This is a genomic window from Nocardia sp. NPDC055053 (genome assembly GCF_053608285.1).
Genome location: NZ_JBSGVD010000004.1, coordinates 87,638 through 107,520 on the forward strand (window position 1 = coordinate 87,638; position 19,883 = coordinate 107,520).

General features: G+C 69.4%; 4 protein-coding genes. 3 read left to right on the forward strand and 1 reads right to left on the reverse strand.

All coding sequences use genetic code 11. The annotated features are described in order from the left end of the window. Positions 1-12: 12 nt before the first annotated feature. Together ACWF82_RS05645 and ACWF82_RS05650 are read left to right on the forward strand one after the other, a co-directional pair. Positions 13-480, forward strand: a complete 468-nt coding sequence (locus ACWF82_RS05645; RefSeq protein ID WP_452498321.1) for an NUDIX hydrolase — start codon at positions 13-15, stop codon at positions 478-480. 445 nt (positions 481-925) lie between these two features. Next, on the forward strand, positions 926-2,074 hold the full coding sequence (locus tag ACWF82_RS05650) for an LLM class flavin-dependent oxidoreductase (RefSeq protein WP_452498323.1): 1,149 nt from the start codon (positions 926-928) through the stop codon (positions 2,072-2,074). Between the two features lie 30 nt (positions 2,075-2,104). Here the strand turns inward: ACWF82_RS05650 and ACWF82_RS05655 are convergent, their stop codons facing one another. Continuing rightward, complete coding sequence (locus ACWF82_RS05655; RefSeq protein WP_452498325.1) at positions 2,105-3,334, reverse strand: PucR family transcriptional regulator; 1,230 nt, start codon at positions 3,332-3,334, stop codon at positions 2,105-2,107. A gap of 270 nt (positions 3,335-3,604) precedes the next feature. On the opposite strand from ACWF82_RS05655, the gene ACWF82_RS05660 reads away from it, so the two are divergent. Then, the gene (locus ACWF82_RS05660; protein WP_452498326.1) at positions 3,605-19,870 is read left to right on the forward strand and encodes an amino acid adenylation domain-containing protein; all 16,266 of its coding nucleotides are present in this window, start codon (positions 3,605-3,607) and stop codon (positions 19,868-19,870) included. Positions 19,871-19,883: the final 13 nt, after the last annotated feature.

Consider the following 19,883-nt stretch of genomic DNA (forward strand, 5'->3'; position numbering starts at 1 on the left):
AAGGTTCAGTGGGTGAGTTTCAGAATCGCGGCCTACGCCGTCTGCCTCGAACAGAACCGGGTGCTGCTCGTCCGTCATGTGGCCGCATGCGGCAAGAGCACATGGACACTGCCAGGCGGTGGTGTCGAGCATACGGAAGATCCCTACGATGCGGTGACCCGGGAGCTCTCTGAAGAGACCGGCTACGACGGGGTGGTCGAACGCTTGCTCGGCGTGGATTCGAGGGTGATCCCCGCGGCCGTGGCTCATGCGGGAGTCGAGCATCAGAATGTTGGAATCTTCTATCGCCTACGCATCACCGGCGGACGGCTTCGAGCCGAACTGAACGGGGCGACTGTCGAGCCGACCTGGACTCCGCTCGACGAGGTGGCTTCTCTGCGCCGAGCCTCGCTTGTCGATCATGGCCTGGCCCTGGCCCAGATCCTTCCGGCAACCGGTCACATCACGACCACTCCGGTCGGCGGTTTGATCCAGCACTGAACGGCTTCCCCCAGCCCCGCTATTACGTCACAGTGACGTAATAGCGGGGCTGGGGAAGTGGAGGGGGAGTGCCGAACTCACGCTTCCGATTCTTCGAGCCCGATAATTCGTGCACATTCCGGGCCCAGGAACCGGCGAATACGGACATTCATCATGAATGGTCATCAATTATGACGCGGAGCCGAGGATCGCTGAATTCGTCAGCAACATCGCCGAAGCGCCGACGATCGACAGTGAACAACGAATGGTCGCGCACGCAACACGGTCACGGCGCCGACGCGACAGCGATTGGCATGCACTGCAACTCGGCACACACTGCAACAATCTCCGAAAACCTCACCCCGACCGTCCGCGTTCAAACGCCGATAATGCACACTATGTCAAGTAACGGCCGAGTGCGCAGCGCATCTACCCCAGCAGGTCGACTTCGTCGCACAATGAATGTATGACTCATGGGTTTCGTACAGGTTTGGCGGACCCTGGAATGGTGCCGCGCTTCCTCCCCGACTTCTTGCTGCGGAATAGTCAGATGCTCGCGATTGCCGCGGGTTGCGACTCGCTGTGGATGCCGGATCATCTGATCGCGGCCTTTCCCGCTTCGATCTGGCAGTCGAAGTATGTCGGCGGTGCACGGCTCGCGGACAAGGCGAACGCCTTTTATGAGCCGTGGACGGCGCTCGGCTACCTCGCTGCTCGGAATCGTGTCGCCCGTAAGCGGCTCGGTGTCGCGGTCACCGACGCAGGCCGCCGGAATCCGGCGGTGACCGCGCAGGCGGCGGCATCACTGCACTTGCTGAGCCGTGGGCGCGCGATTCTCGGGATCGGTCCGGGTGAGCGCGAGGGAAACGAGCCGTACGGGGTGGAGTGGTCGAAGCCGGTGGCCCGGTTCGTGGAAGCGGTGGCCACGATCCGGTTGCTGTGGGATTCCGGCGGAGAACCGGTCAGCCGGGAGTCGGAGTACTTCCCTCTGCACGATGCCGTCTTCGACGTTCCGCCGTACAAGGGGACGCGGCCCGAGATCTGGATCGGTGCGCACGGGCCTCGGATGTTGCGGGCCACCGGGCGGTATGGCGATGCCTGGTGCCCCGCCTTTCCGCACCTGCCGAAGGAGTACGCGGAAAAGCTCGATCTCGTGCGGAGCGCCGCGTCGGATGCCGGACGTGACCCGGCGGCGATCGTTCCGGCTGCCTACTTCTGGATGCTGGTCGGCCGAAGTCAGGCCGAAGTCGACGAGTTGATCGGATCTGTGGCGCCGCGAGCGATGTCGCTGGCCGCGTCGGCCGGTATGTGGAGGCGGCATGGCGTCGAGCATCCGCTCGGTCCGACGTTCAGTGGTCTCCAGGACATACTCCCCCAGACCATCGACGAGGAAACCGCGCTCGCCTACGCAAAGCTGGTGCCGCCGTCGCTGGTACGCGAGATCTTCGTCGTCGGCACGCCCGCCGAGATTCTGGAGCAGATGGCCGAGCGCCGTGATCACGGTGTGCGCTACGCGGTGGCCATGAATTTGAGTCCGATGCATCCGAGCTTGCGGACAGGTCTGGGTGCGTCGGTTCCCTTCCTGCAGGTCCTGCGCGGGCTTCGTCGACTGTGAGTCTGTGCGGTGGGCACAAACCGCGCGGACTCAGATCGGCGGGGTGAGCACGTGCCGGTACCAGCGGCACACCCCGAGGGCGAAGCGGAGCTCGAAGTTGTCTGTGTCCACAGCGATTCCGTACCGGCCGGTGAGTTGCTGGATCCGGTATTGGACGGTGTTGCGATGGACTTGGAGTACCCGGGCGGTGCGCGAGTAACTGCCGCTTTCGGCGAGGAACACTTCCAGGGTGTGACGCAGTAGTTCGGTCTTCGCGTTGTCGACCGCCAGCGGTCCGAGGACGCGGTGGACGAGATCGGCGAGTTCCTCCGGCTCGTCGGCCAGGAGCGCGAAGGGGGCGACCGCGTCGAAATCGATGACGGCGGGCGCGGCCTGCCCGGCGGCCACGGCCAGTGCCTTCGCTCGCGCCGCGCTGCGGGCCGTGCGCCGGAATCCCGGTACTCCCCCGCCGACGGATCCGAAGGCGACGCGCACGGGCAGGCCGGAGGCCTTGATCTGGTCGGTGAGCCGGTCGAGCGAGAAGACTTCGGCGGGGACCCACACCCGCATGTCGCGGTCGCCGGTGGTCGCGACCATGTCGGTGCCGCCGCCGGGGAGGGTCGCGGCGATCAGCTGGCGTGTCTGCTCGAGCACGCGCACGGTGTCCGCGCCTGCGGCGCCTGCCGGCGTCCATACCTCGGCCGCCAGGTGCTGTCGGTCGAGGCGGTAGCCCAGCGCTGCTTCGGCTGCGGGGAGGTCGACGTCGTCGCCGTCGAGGAGCCGGGTGATCCACTGCTGGCGGGCTGCTTGGCGGCTGCTGAGCCAGCGATCGCGTTCGGCCTCGTAGATCCGGCCCATCGAGGAGTTGAGGCGGTCCAGGTAGGTGCCCGCGAATTTGAGCAGCTCCGCGATCCGGGCGGCCTGATCGGTGCTCGGCACGGCGAGGACCAGGCCGATGGCCGCGTCCAGCAGCCGGTATTGCCCCAGCCCGTAGGCGCGCAGGAGCACGGTCAGCGGGACGCCGCGCCGGGCGAGGCGCTGGGCGTAGGCCGCGGCGCCCGCGGGTGGGGCGACGGTGGCCGGATCGATATTGTTGGCCAGGACGTACTGCACGAGGGCGATGTTCTCGGCGATGCTGGCGGCGCGCATCTCGGCGAGGTCGAAGGCGATGTCGGTGACCGGGATCATCTGCTCGGTCACCCGGATGAGGTCGTCGGTGATCGAGACGGTCAGTGGACCCAGCGCCTGACCGACCCACACCAGTGATCCGTATGCCGCCACGGGTGGCGCTCCGTCCGTTGAACAAAAACCGTCGGCGATATTGTGCCATGCGCACAAATTTTGTCGCCAGAGTGCACTCGACGTCGGTGCGGGCGCCGATTGTGTGGTCGTGACAGCGTGACGTGTGGTGTCATGGTCGCCGAACGCCCCGATATCGACTCCTTCTTGCTTGTTCGACACTGGTCCACCACCCGGTAGGCCCAGAATCCGACAGGGTTCGTGGGTCATCGCAGAGATGTGGGCCGGACGTGTGAAGGATGTTGTACTCGGATGGTTGAAGTGCGTCGTGCATCGCGAGGTCGAGGCAACCGCAAGTCGAGTACTCCCCTCTTCTCGCAGCTGCTGACCGCTGCCGTCGACACCGCGGCCGACGCCATCGCGATCACTTTCTCCCCCGACGGCGGAGAGCGGCGCGAGCTCACCTACACCGAGCTCGACGAGTCCTCGTCGCGGCTGGCCAGGGATCTGCTGGACCGGGGGGTCGGTCCGGGCGATGTCGTCGCGCTGGGTTTCACCCGTTCGATCGAGTCGGTGCTGGCGGTGTGGGCGGTGGCCAAGACCGGCGCCGCCTATGTTCCGGTCGACCCGGCGCTGCCCGCGGACCGGATCGCCTACCTGGTCGCCGACTCCGGCGCGGTGCTCGGCCTCACCTGCTCGGCGCACCGGCAGGCGCTGGGCGACGGGATCGAGTGGGTCGAGATCGATGCCGCGCCGCACCGGGATCGGATCGCGGGACGTCCCGCTCACCCGATCTCGTATGTCGATCGGGTGCGTCCGTTGACCGATCAGCATCCGGCCTATGTCATCTACACGTCGGGGTCGACCGGTCGCCCCAAGGGCGTGGTCGTCACCCACACCGGTTTGGGTGCCCTGGTCGCGGCGGCGCGGGAGCGCTATTCGGTCGACGCGGACGCCAGGGTGCTGCACGTGTGCTCGCCGAATTTCGATGTCTCGGTGCTCGAGCTGCTGCTGACGTTCAATTCCGGCGCCACGCTGGTGGTCTCTCCCCCGACGGTCTTCGGCGGTTCCGATCTGGCCGTGCTGTTGCGCCGCGAGCGGGTGACCCACGTGCTCATCACCCCTGCGGCGCTGGAATCTGTCGATGCGCACGGGCTGGACGCGTTGCGGGTTGTCGTCGTCGCGGGTGACGCGTTCGGCCCTGCCCTCGTCGATCGGTGGGCGGTCGGTGGCCGGGCCTTCTTCAACGGGTACGGACCGACCGAGGCCACCATCCTGGCGACCGGCAGCGCCGAGTTGCTGCCGGGACAGCCCATCACGATCGGTTCGGCCTTTGCCGGAGTCGGTGCGATGGTGCTGGATTCGCGGTTGCGGCCGGTCCCCGCGGGCGTCGCGGGTGAGTTGTATCTGTCGGGTCCCGCGCTCGCGCAGAGTTACCTGGGCAGGCCGGGGCTCACCGCGGATCGGTTCGTGGCGGCGCCGTTCGCCGGTGCGGCGGGGTCGCGGATGTATCGGACCGGTGACCTGGTTCGCCGCACGTCGGGCGGTGAGCTCGAGTATCTCGGTCGTTCCGATTTCCAGGTGAAGATCCGCGGGTTCCGTATCGAGCTCGGCGAGATCGATACGGCGCTCACCGCGCATCCGGACCTGGAGTACGCCGTCACCATGGGAGTGACAGCGGACTCCGGCGCGACTGTGCTGGTGTCGTATGTGCTGCCTCGCCAGGGTGTTTCGGTCGATACCGAGGAGGTGGCTCGCTTCGTCGGGACGTCTCTGCCCGGTCATATGGTGCCGACCGTCATCGTGGTGCTGGATGAGATCCCGCTGACGCCCAACGGAAAGCTCGATCGCGCTGCGTTGCCCGCACCGGTGTTCGGTGCGGTCGGGTCGCGGGCCCCGGAAGGGCCGGTCGAGACCCGGATCGCGGAGTTGTTCGCCCAGGTGCTTGGTGTGGAGCAGATCGGTGCCGAGGATTCGTTCTTCGCGTCGGGCGGGGACAGCATTCTGTCCATTCAGCTGGTGACGCGGGCGCGTGCGGCGGGCATCTCGTTCACTCCGCAGGATGTGTTCGCGCAGCGGACCGTCGCCGGGCTGGCGCGGGTGGCGGTGCTGGGTGGCGAGCAGGCGCCTGCGCTGCCGGAGTTGCCGGGTGGTGGTGTGGGTGAGATTCCGCTGACCCCGGTGCTGGCTGCCTCGCTGGCGGGCGGGCGGGTTTTCGGCCGGTTCAGTCAGCAGATGGTGCTGGCCTTGCCCGTCGGCATCGACCGTGACGGGGTGCTGAGCACCCTTGCCGCGGTGGTCGATCATCACGACATGCTGCGTGCTCGTCTGCGGGAGGTCGACGGGCGGTGGCTGCTGGAGACGTCGCCGCCGGGCGCTGTGGACGTGAACGGGCTACTCATCCGCGTTGATGTCTCTGCGGGCCGGAGCGACAGCGAGCTGGCCGAGATCGCCGAGGCTGTGATGGATTCCGCGCTCGCCGCGCTGGACCCGCAGGGCTCCCGGATGATCGCCTTCGGGTGGTTGTCGCGGGAGGACGGTCAGGACGGGTTGGTCGTCACGGCGAATCACGCGGTGATCGACGGTGTTTCCTGGCGAATCCTGTTGTCGGACTTGGTTGCCGCGTGGGCGCAGTACTCGGCGGGGCAGCCGATCGTGTTGCCTGCGGTGGGGACCTCGTTCCGCCGGTGGTCGCACGCGCTGTCCGAGGCGGCGGCGGGTCGCCGGGAGGAGCTCGACCACTGGCAGCGCACGCTGGCTGTCCCCGATCCGCTGCTCGGCGACCGGCCGCTCGATGCTGCCGTCGATACCGCGCCCACGGTGCGGACTGTCAGTGTCACGGTGCCTGCCGATGTCACGCAGGCGGTGCTGACGGAGTTGCCGACGTTGTATCGCGCGGGCGCCGAGGACGGGTTGCTGGCCGCGCTGGCGCTGGCGGTGCGTCTGTGGCGGGACCGCCGTGGGGTCGATGCGCCGGCGACGCGGGTGCGTCTGGAGGGTCATGGCCGTGAGACGTCGGTGGTCGACGGCGCGGATCTGACGCGGACGGTCGGCTGGTTCACCAGCATGTATCCGGTGGCTCTCGATCTGAGCGGTATCGATGCCGAGGCCGCGTGGCGCGGTGGCGAGGCTACCGCCGCGGTGGTCAAGGCGATCAAGGAGCAGCTGCTGGCGGTGCCGCACAAGGGCGTCGGTTTCGGCATGCTGCGGCATCTGGACAGCGAGTCCGCGGCAGCGCTGGGTGGTGCGCTCGGCCAGGTCGGCTTCAATTACCTGGGTCGGGTGTCGGCGGGTGAGGTGGCGGAGACGTTCGCCGATGCCGGGTGGCTGCCGACCGCCGACTGGGGTGAGCCCGCGGCGGCGCAGGATTCCGCGCTGCCCGCGGCCGCCGTGGTGGATATCAACGCACTGGCCACCGGCACCGACGCGGGTGTGGAGTTGCGGGCGTCGTTCTCCTACGCGTCGGGGATCATCGACGAGGCGTCGGTGCGGGAGCTGGCCGACTGCTGGACGGCGGCGCTGACGGTTCTGGCTGATCATCTGCGTGATCCGGCGGCCGGTGGCCTGTCCCCCGCCGATGTTCCGCTGGTGCGGGTCACCCAGGCGGAACTGGACCTGTGGCAGCGTGAGCGGCCCGGGTTGAGTGATGTGCTGCCGTTGGCGCCGTTGCAGCTCGGCTTGTTGTTCCTCGCGCAGGTCTCGCCCGCGGATCCGTATCTGGTCCAGTTGGCTGTCGAGCTGGCGGGCGCGGTGGATATCGATCGCTTGCGGCGGGCGGCGCAGGCCGTTCTCGACCGGCACGCGATCCTGCGCACGTCGTTCGGTTCCGCGGCGACGGGTACGCCGGTCGGTTTCGTCGCCGAGGGTGTGACGGTGCCGTGGCGGATCGTCGACACCACCGAGGCCGATGCCGAGGCATTCCTGGCGGCGGAGGCGCGGATCGGTTTCGACCTGTCGACGGCGCCGCTGCTCCGGTTCACCGTGTATCGCCGCGCTGACGACGGCATGCATCTGGTGCTGACCGCCCACCATCTGCTGGTGGACGGCTGGTCGATGCCGTTGCTGATGCGGGAACTGCTGATCTGCTACGCGACCGACGGCGGGCCGGCGATGCTGCCGCGGGTCCGGCCTTACCGTGACTATCTCGCGTGGCTGGACGGTCAGGATCGTTCCGCCGCGTTGGCGGGTTGGTGCGAGGCCTTGTCCGGGCACGAGCCCACTGTGTTGACGGCCGCGGTCGCGCCCCCTGCCGAGCACGCGACCGGTTACGGGATGTCCACCCTGGAGCTGTCATCGGCCGAGACCGAGGTTCTGACGACGTGCGCGGCGGTCTGCGATGTCACGGTCAACACGCTGTTCCAGGCGGCGTGGGGGCTTGTACTGGCCGGGGCGGTCGGTCGCGATGACGTGCTGTTCGGCGCTGTGGTGTCGGGGCGGCCGCCGCAGCTCGACGGCATCGACGGGATGGTCGGTCTTTTCGCGAACACCGTCCCGGTGCGAGTCCGGTTCGACGGCGGCGCGTCGCTGCGCGCGCTGCTGTCGCGATTGCAGTCCGAGCAGGTCGCGCTGCTCGACGGTCACCATCTGGGGCTGACCGATATCCAGCGGGCCGCGGGTGCGGGTGAGCTGTTCGACACGCTGATGGCGTATGAGTCGTACCCGGTCGACACCGAGGGGATGCGGCGTGCGCACGGGGCGATCGACGGATTGGAGATCGTCGACGTCCAGGCCGCCAACGCCACGCACTATCCGGTGGCGGTCGGGGTCGAGGTGGGCGACGGTATCCGGGTCGGCGTGCAGTATCGCCTCGACACGATCGGCGACGATATCGCGCGAGCGTTGGCCCAGCGATTACGCGTGATCCTCGATGCGATCGTCGAGACGCCGGACCGCGCTGTCGCAGAGCTCCTCGACACCCTGGCCCAGCGCGATGACCCGCTCGCGCGGACCGCGTACTGGCGTGCCGTGCTCGCGGATCTGCCCGCGGAATTGAACCTTCCGGCTGACCGTCCGCGTCCCATCTTGCCGGTGACGGCCGACGAGCGTGTCGGCTTCGCGATGTCGGCCGCGCTGCACCGGCGGCTGGGTGAGGTCGCCGATGCGCACGACACCGCGGTGTTCTCCGTCGTCCATGCGGCCTTCGCGGTCCTGCTCGCGCGGCTGTCCGGCAGCCAGGACATCGCGATCGGCACCCCGTGCCCGCAGGCGCCGGATACGCGGACCCTGGTGCTCCGACTACCGGTGCCGGGCGGCGCGCGCTTCGACGAATTACTCGCCGACGCCACCGAGGTCGCCCGGCAAACCTTCGCTCGACCGGGGTTGTCGTCGGCGGAACTGACGGCCCTGAGCGCACCGGACGTGCGGGTCATGCTGGTGCCCGAGGCGCGGCCGGTGCCTGCGCAGTCCGATCTCGTGCTGAGCTGGCACACGAACGCGGAGGGCGGCCTCGACGCCGAGTTCGCCTTCGCCGGTGCGCTGTTAGACCGGAACACGGTCTCGATTTTCGCCGACCGGCTACTGCGGCTGCTGATGGCCGTGACGGCACAGCCACACGCGGTGGTCGGTGAGCTCACGATGCTCAGTGCCGGTGAGTTGGCGGCTCTGACCGCGCGGCCCGCCTGCCCTGAACCTGCCGCGTTGTTCCCTGACCTGGTGTCGCGTGGTGTCGGGTTGGGCCGGGATCGGATCGCGATCCGGCACCGCGGCCGCTCGATCACCTATGGCGAACTGGACGCGCGGACGTCGCGGCTGGCACGCGAGCTGATCGCCCGTGGTGTCGGCCCGGAAGTCGCTGTCGCCGTTGCCTTACCGAGATCTTCGGACATGGTTGTCGCCGCGCTGGCGGTCGCGAAGGCCGGTGGCATCCATGTGCCGATGGACCCCGGCTATCCCGCGCAGCGTCTCGGGCATCTGGTCGCTGATTCGGGAGCCGCGGTCGGTATCACCGCGATCGAGCATGTGGACCGTCTGCCCGATGGCGTGGATTGGCTGACGCTCGACGACCCGGCAGTCGCGGCGGCCTGTGCCACGCACGCCGCCACACCCGTCACCGATGCGGATCGTCTCGCGCCGCTGCGGGTGCAGCACCCCGCCTATGTCATCTACACCTCGGGCTCCACGGGTCTGCCCAAGGGTGTCGCGGTGACCCACTCAGGTTTGGGCGATCTCGTGGAGGAGGCGGTCCGCCGCTACCGGCTCACGTCGGATCACCGTTTCCTGCACATCTGCTCGCCCTGCTTCGACCCGTCGGTGCTCGAGTGGCTGTGCGCGTTCGCCACCGGGGCGACGCTGGTTGTCGTGCCCGCCGAGATCGTCGGTGGCGTCGAGCTCGCCGAGATCCTGGCCGGCGAGTCCGTCACGCACGCGATCATCACGCCCGCCGTGCTCGGCACGCTGGATCCGGCCGGACTGGACCAGCTCGAGCTCGTGTCGGTCGGCGGTGATGTGACCACGCCCGAGCTGCTGGCGAAATGGCAGCCGGGCCGCCGCTACCTCAACGGCTACGGCCCCACCGAGACCACGATCATCTCTTCCTACGCCGAACTCGTTGCGGGACATCGCGTCACGATCGGCGCTCCGGTGCAGTCGACGTCGGCGATGGTGCTGGACGCCCGGTTGAACCCGGTCGCGCCGGGTGTCACCGGGGAGCTGTATCTGGCCGGGAACGCGCTGGCCCGCGGCTACCGAAACCAGCCTGGTATGACCGCGTCCCGATTCGTCGCCGATCCCTGGGGTGTTTCCGGGGCGCGGATGTATCGCACGGGTGACCTGGTGCGCCTGCGCAATGGCGAGCTCGACTATGTGGGTCGCGCCGACACCCAGCTCAAAGTACGCGGGTTCCGCATCGAGCCCGGTGAAGTCGATGCCGTGCTCGCCGGCCACGCGGACGTCGAATCCGCGGTGACGGTGGGCCGGACGACGGCATCCGGGTCGACGACCCTCGTGTCCTATGTCGTTGCCGCACAGGACCGTACGGCCGATCCGGTCACGCTCACCGAATACGCCACGCAATGCCTGCCCGCCCACCTGGTGCCCTCGGCGATCGTGGTACTCGACGCGATGCCGCTGACCTCCAACGGCAAGCTCGACCGCAAGGCGCTACCGGAACCCGTCGCCGTGACCGCGGCGGCCAGTGAACCGAGGGGGGAACTGGAGACGCGCCTGGCCGACCTGTTCGCCCGCGTACTCGGCGTGCCGTCGGTCGGCGTACACGATTCGTTCTTCGCGATCGGTGGCGACAGTATTCTGTCGATCCAGCTGGTCTCGCTCGCCAGGGCGGCGGGCATCGTCTTCACGACGCGCGAGGTGTTCGAGCACCGCACCGTGGCGAAGCTGGCCGGGATCGCCGCGCTCGACAGTCCTTCCGCGCCGATGCTGGCGGAGTTGCCGGGCGGTGGCGTCGGTGAGGTGGCGCTGACGCCGGTGCTGGCCGAGGTCCTGACCGGCGGATCCAGCGACCGGTTCGCTCAGACGATGGTCCTGGCGCTGCCCGAGGACATCGATCGGGCCGGTCTGGTCGCCATTGTCGCCGCGGTGCTGCGTCACCACGACATGCTGCGTTCCCGCCTGCGACACGATGGTGACCGGTGGCGGCTCGAGGTGTTGCCTGCCGACGCCGTCGACGCGAATTCGCTGGTGTCCGAACTCGACGCGGCCGACGCGGACGGTACCGAGCTGACCCGGATCGGTAGCGCCGCCATGGATTCCGCGCTGTCGGCGCTCGATCCCGCGGACACGCGGATGATCGCGTTCACCTGGGTGCGCAGGCACGGCGCACGCGATGTGCTCGCGGTGGCCGCCCACCACTACGTCATCGACGGTGTGTCCTGGCGGATCCTGCTCCCCGACCTGGTTGTCGCCTGGGCGCAATACGCTGCGGGACAAGAGATCTCGCTGCCGCCTGTCGGCACCTCGTTCCGTCGCTGGGCGCACGGTCTGGTGGCGGCGGACCGCACCGCCGAACTCGGCTACTGGCGGCAGGTCTTGTCCACTCCGGATCCGCTGCTCGGCGAACGCGCGGTGGACGGCGCGCTCGATACCGAGTCGACCATGCGGTCGATCACCGTGCAGGTACCGGTGGAGGTCACCGAGTCGCTGCTCACGACCCTGCCCGCCCAGTACCGGGCGGGCGCCGACCACGCCCTGCTCGCCGCCCTGGCCCTGGCCGTGCGCGACTGGCGTTCCCGGCGCGGCGTCGACGCCGCCACCCTCCGCATCCGGCTCGAAGGGCACGGGCGCGCGGAAGACGCCGTCCCCGGCGCCGATCTGACGCGGACGGTCGGCTGGTTCACCAGCGTCTACCCTGTTGTCCTCGACCTGTCCGGCATCGTCGCCACCGGCATCGATGGCGACGGGCTCGCCGCGACAGTGCGGACGGTCAAGGAACAGTTGCTGGCGGTGCCCGACAACGGCATCGGTTTCGGCCTCCTACGCCACAATCCGGCCACCGAGAGCCAGCTGACCGGCGACATCGGTCAGATCGGCTTCAACTACCTGGGCCGCGCGACCACGGCATCCCAACCCTCGGGTGACGCCGCCTGGCTGCCCACCGCCGAGCTCGGCGACATCGACGTCGACTACGACCCCGCCCTGCCCGCGAACGCCGTCCTCGACATCAATGCCATCGCCGTCAACACCGAGTCCGGTCTGCGACTCCAGGCGAGCTTCCGCTACGCCACCGGCATTCTCGACGAGGCCGCGGTACGGGAGCTGGCCGGCGAGTGGACGCACCACCTCGCGGCACTCGCCGAGCACACCCGGCACCCGGATGCGGGCGGGCTCACCCCCTCCGATGTTCCGCTGGTGCGGGTGTCGCAGACCGACCTCGACACCTGGCGCCGCGGCTACCCCGGACTGGCGGACGTGCTGCCGCTGTCTCCGCTGCAGCACTCCCTGCTGGCCCTGGGCGAACTGCTCGACGAGTCGGTGCACGCCTACGTCATCCAGCTCGTCGCCGACCTGACCGGCGAGCTGGACATCGACCGGCTGCGCCGCGCGGCCAGGACTGTCCTGGCCCGGCACGCCAACCTGCGCTCCGCGTTCGTCACCGCGCCCGACGGGACACCGGTGCAGCTGGTGGCGGACTCGATCGAGGCGCCGTTGCGGATCGTCGGCGATGTCGCCGGCACCGATCTGCCCGCCCTGCTGGCCGCCGATCAGCAGGCGGGTTTCGATCCGGCGATCGCGCCCCTGCTGCGATTCACGGTGTACGCCACCGGGTCCGGGCGTAGCCATCTCGTCCTGACCGGGCATCACATCCTGCTCGACGGCTGGTCCATGCCGTTGTTGATGAAGGAACTGCTCGTCCTGTACGCCACCGACGGTGACGCGGCGGTGTTGCCGCCGGTGCGGCCCTACCGCGACTACCTCGCATGGCTGACCCGCCAGGACCGTGCGGCCGCGGAGCGTGCGTGGTCCGAGGTGCTGGACGGGGTGCGCCCGACCGTGCTCGCACCGGAATTGACGTGGCCGCTCGCCTCCGGTGACGGTTTCGGTCTGTGCGAGTTCGAGCTCGACGCCGACCGCACCGGCGAGCTGACCGCGTTCGCCGCCGCTGCCGAGGTGACGCCGAATACCGTGTTCCAGACGGCGTGGGGTCTGGTCGTCGCCGCGAGTACCGGCAGCGACGATGTCGTGTTCGGCGCCACCGTGTCCGGCCGGCCACCGCATCTCGACGGTGTCGGCGACATGATCGGCCTGTTCGTGGACGCGGTCCCGGTGCGGGTTCGCGTCGATGCCACCGGCACGGTCGGTGCGCTGATCCGTGCGGTGCAGGCCGAGCAGGCGTCGCTGCTGGATCACCACCATCTCGGGTTGGGTGCGATCCAGCGGGTCGCGGGGCTCGGTGAATTGTTCGACACCATGCTCGCTTTCGAGTCCTTCCCCGTCGACGTGGACGGTCTCCGGCAGGCGGGCGCCGCACTCGACGACCTGAGCGTCGACGACCTGCGCGGCGCCGACCACACCCACTACCCGATCACGATCCTGGTGTTCCTCGGCGCCCGCACCCAGGTGCAGATCAAGTACCGCCGCGATCTTGTCGCCGATGCGACCGCGCAGGCCGTCACCGACCGGCTCCGCACGGTCCTCGATGCCCTGATCGCCACCCCGGACACCACCGCGACGGCCGTCGCGCACCAGCTCCGCTGTGCCGCGACCGACCCGATCACCCAATCGAGTTACTGGCGTCGGACACTGGCCGACCTGCCCGGCAGGCTCGCGCTCCCCATAGATCGCCATCACGAGGACAAGCAGCCGGACGAGCGCGGCAGCGCCCAGCTGCCGATCCCGTCGGCGGTGCACCGTGACCTGCGACTGCTCACCGAATCCTCCGGCGTGACCTGGTCGGCGCTGGTGCGCACCACGCTGGCCGTGCTGCTCGCGCGGCTGACCGGCACCGGCGACATCGTGATCGGCGGGACGACGCCCCGCGGCACCGACTTGGTACTGCGTACCCAGGTGGACCCGTCCACCCGGTTCGTCGACCTGCTCGCACCGGCTCACCGCGCCGAGTCCGAGGGCCTGGCCCACGCCGGTATCCCCCTCGCCGACCTGGCCATCCTGCTCGGTGCCGAGCAGGGGTCGCTGGGACAGGTGTCCCTCGTCGTCGGCGACCTGCCGACCGACGGCGCCGACCTCACCGTGGCGGTGCTCGACGGCGACGCAGGCATGACCGTCGAGATATCCTTCGCGCGAACACTCTTCGACGATCACGCGGCCGTCACCTTCGGTCAGCGTCTCGTCCGCCTGCTCAGCGCGGTCGCACGGCGACCCGAGACACCGGTCGGTGATCTGCCGCTGTCGAACCAGACAGAATCGGCGTTCCTGACCCGGATCGGTGACGGCGCGGCGCCGCCGGCGACCGGGACACTGCCCGAGCTCCTGGTCCGCGGTACCGGCTACGGACAGCACCGCATCGCGGTCCGCGACAACGGAAGAACCGTCAGCTATGGCGAGCTCGACGAGGCGTCTTCCCGTGTGGCGCGGGTCCTGATCGCCGACGGTGTCGGCCCGGAAACCGTGGTCGCTTCGGCGATTCCCCGCAGCTACGAGTCGATCCTCGCGTTCTGGGCAGTCGCGAAAGCGGGCGGGGTGTACCTGCCGGTCGACCCGAACTATCCCGCCGACCGGGTCCGGCACATGCTCGACGACTCCGGTGCGACGATCGGCATCACCGTGGCCGCTCGCGAGCACGGCCTCGCCGGATCGGTGCGCTGGCTGGTCCTCGACGACCCGGCCGTTCGTTCGCGCATCGACACCCGGGCGTCGACCCCGGTGCGCAACCGGGACCGCCGGGCCTCGTTGCGCCGCGACCATGCGGCATACGTGATCTACACCTCCGGTTCCACCGGTGTGCCCAAGGGTGTCTCGGTCACCCACGCCGGACTCGGCGCGCTGATCGCGCACTCGGCGAACCTGATGGGGCTGCGGCACGACCACCGGATGCTGCACGTGTGCTCGCCCAGCTTCGACCAATCGATCGAGGAGATCGGCACCGCCTTCCACCGCGGCGCCACCCTGGTCATCGCCCCGCCCGACACCGTCGGCGGCGCCGAACTGGACGACCTGCTGCGCACCGAACGGGTGACCCACACGATCATCACCCCCGCGCTGCTTGGCACCCTCGACCCGGCCGGCCTGCCGGACCTGGTGTGCGTCTCCGCGGGCGGCGAGGCCACCACCGCCGAGCTCCTGGCCACCTGGCAGCCCGGCCGCTACTTCCTCAACGGCTACGGCCCGACCGAGGCGACCATCGGCGCGACCTACGCGACTTTGCGTGCCGGACAACGTATTTCGATCGGCCGCCCCGTGCCGGGGATGCGGGCCGTCGTCCTGGACGGCCGGTTGCATCCGGTGCCCGTCGGCACCACCGGCGAGCTGTATCTGGCGGGTCCCGCCCTCGCGCGCGGGTATCGCGGGCGCAGCGCCGCGACCGCCGACCGGTTCGTCGCCGACCCCTGGGGTGCACCGGGCGAGCGCATGTACCGCACCGGCGATCAGGTCCGGTGGGTCCGTGCCGCCGCGGCAGGCTCCTACGAGCTGGAGTACCTGGGGCGGACCGATTTCCAGGTCAAGATCCGGGGTTTCCGGATCGAGCCGGGCGAAATCGACGCTGTTCTCTCGCGGCACCCGCAGGTCGGTTTCGCGGTCACCGTCGGTGCGCAGAACCCGGCCGGTGACACCGTGCTGGTGTCGTATGTGACCGGCCGCGATATCGATCCCGGTGCGGTGACACGGTGGTCGTCGTCGATGCTGCCCGCGCACATGGTCCCGGCGGCAGTGGTCGTGCTGGACCGGATCCCACTGTCCTCGGCAGGCAAACTCGACCGCAAAGCCCTCCCCGCACCGATCTTCGCTGCCCGCCCCTACCGGGAGCCGTCGACCGAGCTGGAACGGACGGTCGCCGAGGTCTTCGCCGAGGTGCTCGGCACCGAACGTGTCGGCGCCGACGACAACTTCTTCGACCGCGGCGGCAATTCGCTGCTCGCCACCCGGTTGACCGCGCGGCTCGGCGCCGCCGTCGACCTCAGGGTGCCGGTGCGCGTGTTGTTCGCGGCACCCACCGTCGCCGAGTGCGCCAGGGAAATCGTCCGGCTGACCCGCACAGCCCGCCGCCCCGCCCTGCGGGCGCCGTCGCGACCGGATCGGCTCCCGCTCTCGCCCGCGCAGCAGCGCATGTGGTTCCTGAACCGGTTCGACACCCGCACCGCCGCCTACAACATTCCCGTCGTGCTGCGGCTGACCGGTGCGCTCGACACTGCCGCGCTGCGACAAGCGTTCACCGATGTCGTCACGCGACACGAGATCCTGCGCACGGTGTATCCGGTCGTCGACCACACACCGGTGCAGGTCGTCCTGCCGCCGGACCACCCCGACGTGCCCCGGTTGCAAGCAGGCACGGCCGACGACGTGGAAACAGCCGTCGCGCACCTGGTTTCGACGGTCTTCGATGTCACCGGCGAGGTGCCGTTGCGGGCCACCCTGTTCGAGCTCGCACCGCAGGACTTCGTCCTGGCCATGACGGTCCACCACATCGCCGGTGACGGTTTCTCCGGCGGCCCGCTCACCCGCGACCTCGTGACGGCCTACAGCGCCCGCGTACAGGGCACGGCACCCGCCTGGGAACCGCTGGCCCTGCAGTACGCCGACTACGCCGTCTGGCAGCAAGCACTACTCGGTGACGAAGCCGATCCCGCCTCGATGTCCGCGAGCCAGATCGCCTACTGGCAGCAGGCACTGGCCGGTCTGCCCGATCAGCTCGAGCTCCCCAGGGACCGGCCGCGACCGCCGATCCAGTCCTACGCCGGCGGCCGGGTGCCGCTGACCATCGACGCCGCCACCCACGCCGCCCTCGTCGAGCTGGCCCGGGTGCACGGGGCGACCCTGTTCATGGCCGTGCACACCGCGCTGGCGGTCGTCCTGGCCGGACTGTCGGGCACCACCGACATCGCCATCGGCACGCCCGTCGCCGGACGTGGTGAGGCCGAACTCGATGATCTGATCGGCATGTTCGTCAACACGCTGGTCTTCCGCACCCAGGTCGACGGCGACGCGAGCTTCGCCGAGCTGCTGACCCGCCAGCGCGAAATCGACCTACAGGCATTCGCCAACGCCGACGTCCCGTTCGAGCGCCTGGTGGAGGTGCTCAACCCCGCCCGCTCCACCGCCAGGCACCCCCTGTTCCAAGTCGGCCTGTCGTTCCAGAATCTGGCCGAGGTGCGGATGGACCTGCCCGGCATCAGCGTCTCGTCGGTGGAACTGGACCGTGAGCTGTCGCAGTTCGATCTGCACCTGATCCTGGCCGACCGCTACGACACCGACGGCTCCCCGGCCGGGATCAGCGGCTACTGCACCTTCGCCACCGACCTGTTCGACGCTTCCACCGTCCGCGGCTTCCTCGACCGGCTCACCAGGTTCGCCGACGCAATCCTGGCCGCCCCCGGCGCCCCCGTCCACACGATCGGTCTGCTCGCCCCGGCCGAGCGAGCCCGGATCCTCGACACTTGGAATCGCACTGCGCGACAGACGAATCCGGACGCGACCCTCGCCTCGCTGCTGTCCACCACCGTGGCTGCCACGCCGGATGCGGTCGCGCTCGTGGCCGACGGTGCGCGCTGGACCTACGCCGAACTCGATGCCCGCGTGAACCGTCTGGCGCGGTACCTCGTCACGGCGGGTGTGGGACCGGAGTCCCGGGTGGCGCTGGCCATGCGGCGATCGGTGGATCTGGTCGTCGCGATGTACGCGGTCAGCACCGCGGGCGGCGCCTACGTACCGATCGACCCCGCCCAACCGGCGGCGCGCTCGCAGTACATCCTCGACACCGCGGCGCCCGTGCTCGTACTCACCAACGCCGACACCGGGTTCACGGCAGCCGCAACCCCGGTCCTGTCCGTCGAGCAGCTCGAACTGTCACACCACAGCGCCGCCCCGCTCACCGACCTCGACCGCCTCGCGCCGCTGCGCCCCGCGAATACGGCCTACGTCATCTTCACCTCGGGATCGACCGGCCGCCCGAAGGGTGTGGCGGTGTCCCACAGCGCGATCGTGAACCAGTTGCGCTGGAAGACCAAGGAATTCGGGCTCACCGCGTCCGATGCCGTGCTGCTGAAGACGGCCGCGACCTTCGACCTGTCGGTGTGGGAATTCTGGTCGACGGCGGTGTGCGGTGGACGCCTGGTGATCGCCGCGCCCGAGGGCCATCGCGATCCGGCCTACCTCGCCGAGCTGATGCGGCGAGAAAACGTGACCACCCTGCACGCCGTGCCTTCGATGCTCGACGCCCTGCTGACCGTGGCGCTGCCGACCTCGCTGCGCCGCGTGCTGGCCATCGGCGAAACACTGCCGGTGGCGCTGGCCCGCCGGTTCGAGGCCGCGGCGCCGGGCACCGCGCTGTTCAACGTGTACGGGCCGACCGAGGCCGCCGTCTCGATCACCAGCCATCGGGTCCGCGCCGCGGACGCCGGCGAGATCCCGATCGGCAAACCGGTCTGGAACAGTCAGGTCTACGTGCTGGATTCGCGGTTGCGGCCGGTGCCCGCCGGTGTGCCGGGCGAGCTGTACCTCGCAGGCACCCAGCTGGCCTCCGGGTACCTCGGCCGCCCCGACCTCACGGCAGAACGCTTCGTGGCCAATCCCTTCCGCTCCGGTGCACGCCTGTATCGCACGGGTGACCTGGCGGCGTGGAATGCCGACGGGGAACTCGAGTACCGCGGGCGCACCGACTTCCAGCTGAAGATCCGTGGCTTCCGGATCGAACTCGGGGAGATCGACGCGGTCCTCGCCGGACACCACGATGTCGGTTTCGCCGTCACCGTGGGCAGGGAGAACCAGGCGGGCGCCACGGTGCTGGTGTCCTATGTGGTCGCCGCTCCGGGCCGGGAGATCGTCGTCGACGAGCTCGTCGACCGGGTGGCTCAGGCCTTGCCCTCGCACATGGTGCCTGCCACGATCATGGTCCTCGACCAGGTCCCGCTCACCCATGTCGGCAAACTCGACCGCGCCGCCCTGCCCGCGCCCGAACTCGCCACCCGCACCTTCCGCGAGCCCGAGACCGCGATCGAGCGGACCGTGTGCGACATGTTCGCCGATGTCCTGCACCTGGATCGTGTCGGCTTGGCCGACCACTTCTTCGAACTCGGCGGCACCTCCCTCAGCGCCACCCGCCTGGCCGCACAGTTGAGCGAGGCGGTCGCCGCGCCGATCCCGGTCACCTGGATCTTCACCACGCCGACACCCGCCGGCATCGTCGCGGCGCTGCGCGCGGGCGGTGCCGACAGCGCGGGCACCGACGCGGCGTTCGACGTGCTGCTGCCGTTGCGCACCGCCGGGACCCGCGAACCGCTGTTCTGCGTCCACCCCATCGGCGGTGTCGCGTGGTCGTTCAGCGGGCTCGCCGCCCATCTCGAGCCGGACCGCCCGCTCTACGGTCTGCAGTCACCGGCATTGAGTTCGGCAGAGCCGCTGCCGGATTCGATCGAGGAATGGGCCAAGCTCTACGTCAAGCAGATCCGCGAAGTCCAGGCCGAGGGGCCGTATCACCTGCTCGGCTGGTCCCTCGGCGGGGTGCTCGCCCACGCCATGGCGGTGCAACTGCAGGACGAGGGCGAACAGGTCGCCGTGCTGGCCATGCTGGACAGCAGGCTGACCGTCGCGTCGACCGGTGTCGCGACCACGGTCACCGCGGCCGATCTGCTCGGCGGTTTCGCCGGCGACCGCGCCGCCGACCAGGACATCGACGCCTCGCTCGATCTGCGCCAGTTCGCCAGGGAGCTGTGCGAGCAGTCCGCACCGCAGGTCTCCCTGGACCCGGCGCGGCTCGAACGGATCGTGGACGCGGCGATCGACTCGGTCGCCCTCGACGCCGCCTACCGGCCCCGCCCGTTCGACGGCGACATCACCTATTTCACCGCGGCCCAGGACGATCCGACGGGAACCACCGGCGCCTCGTCCTGGACCACAGCCGTCACGGGATCGGTCGACAATCACCCCGTCGACGCGACCCACTGGCGAATGACCGACGATCAGGCCCTGCGCACCATCGCCGACGCCCTGCGGGAGATGTTCGCTCGGCGATAGACACGCTGGTAGG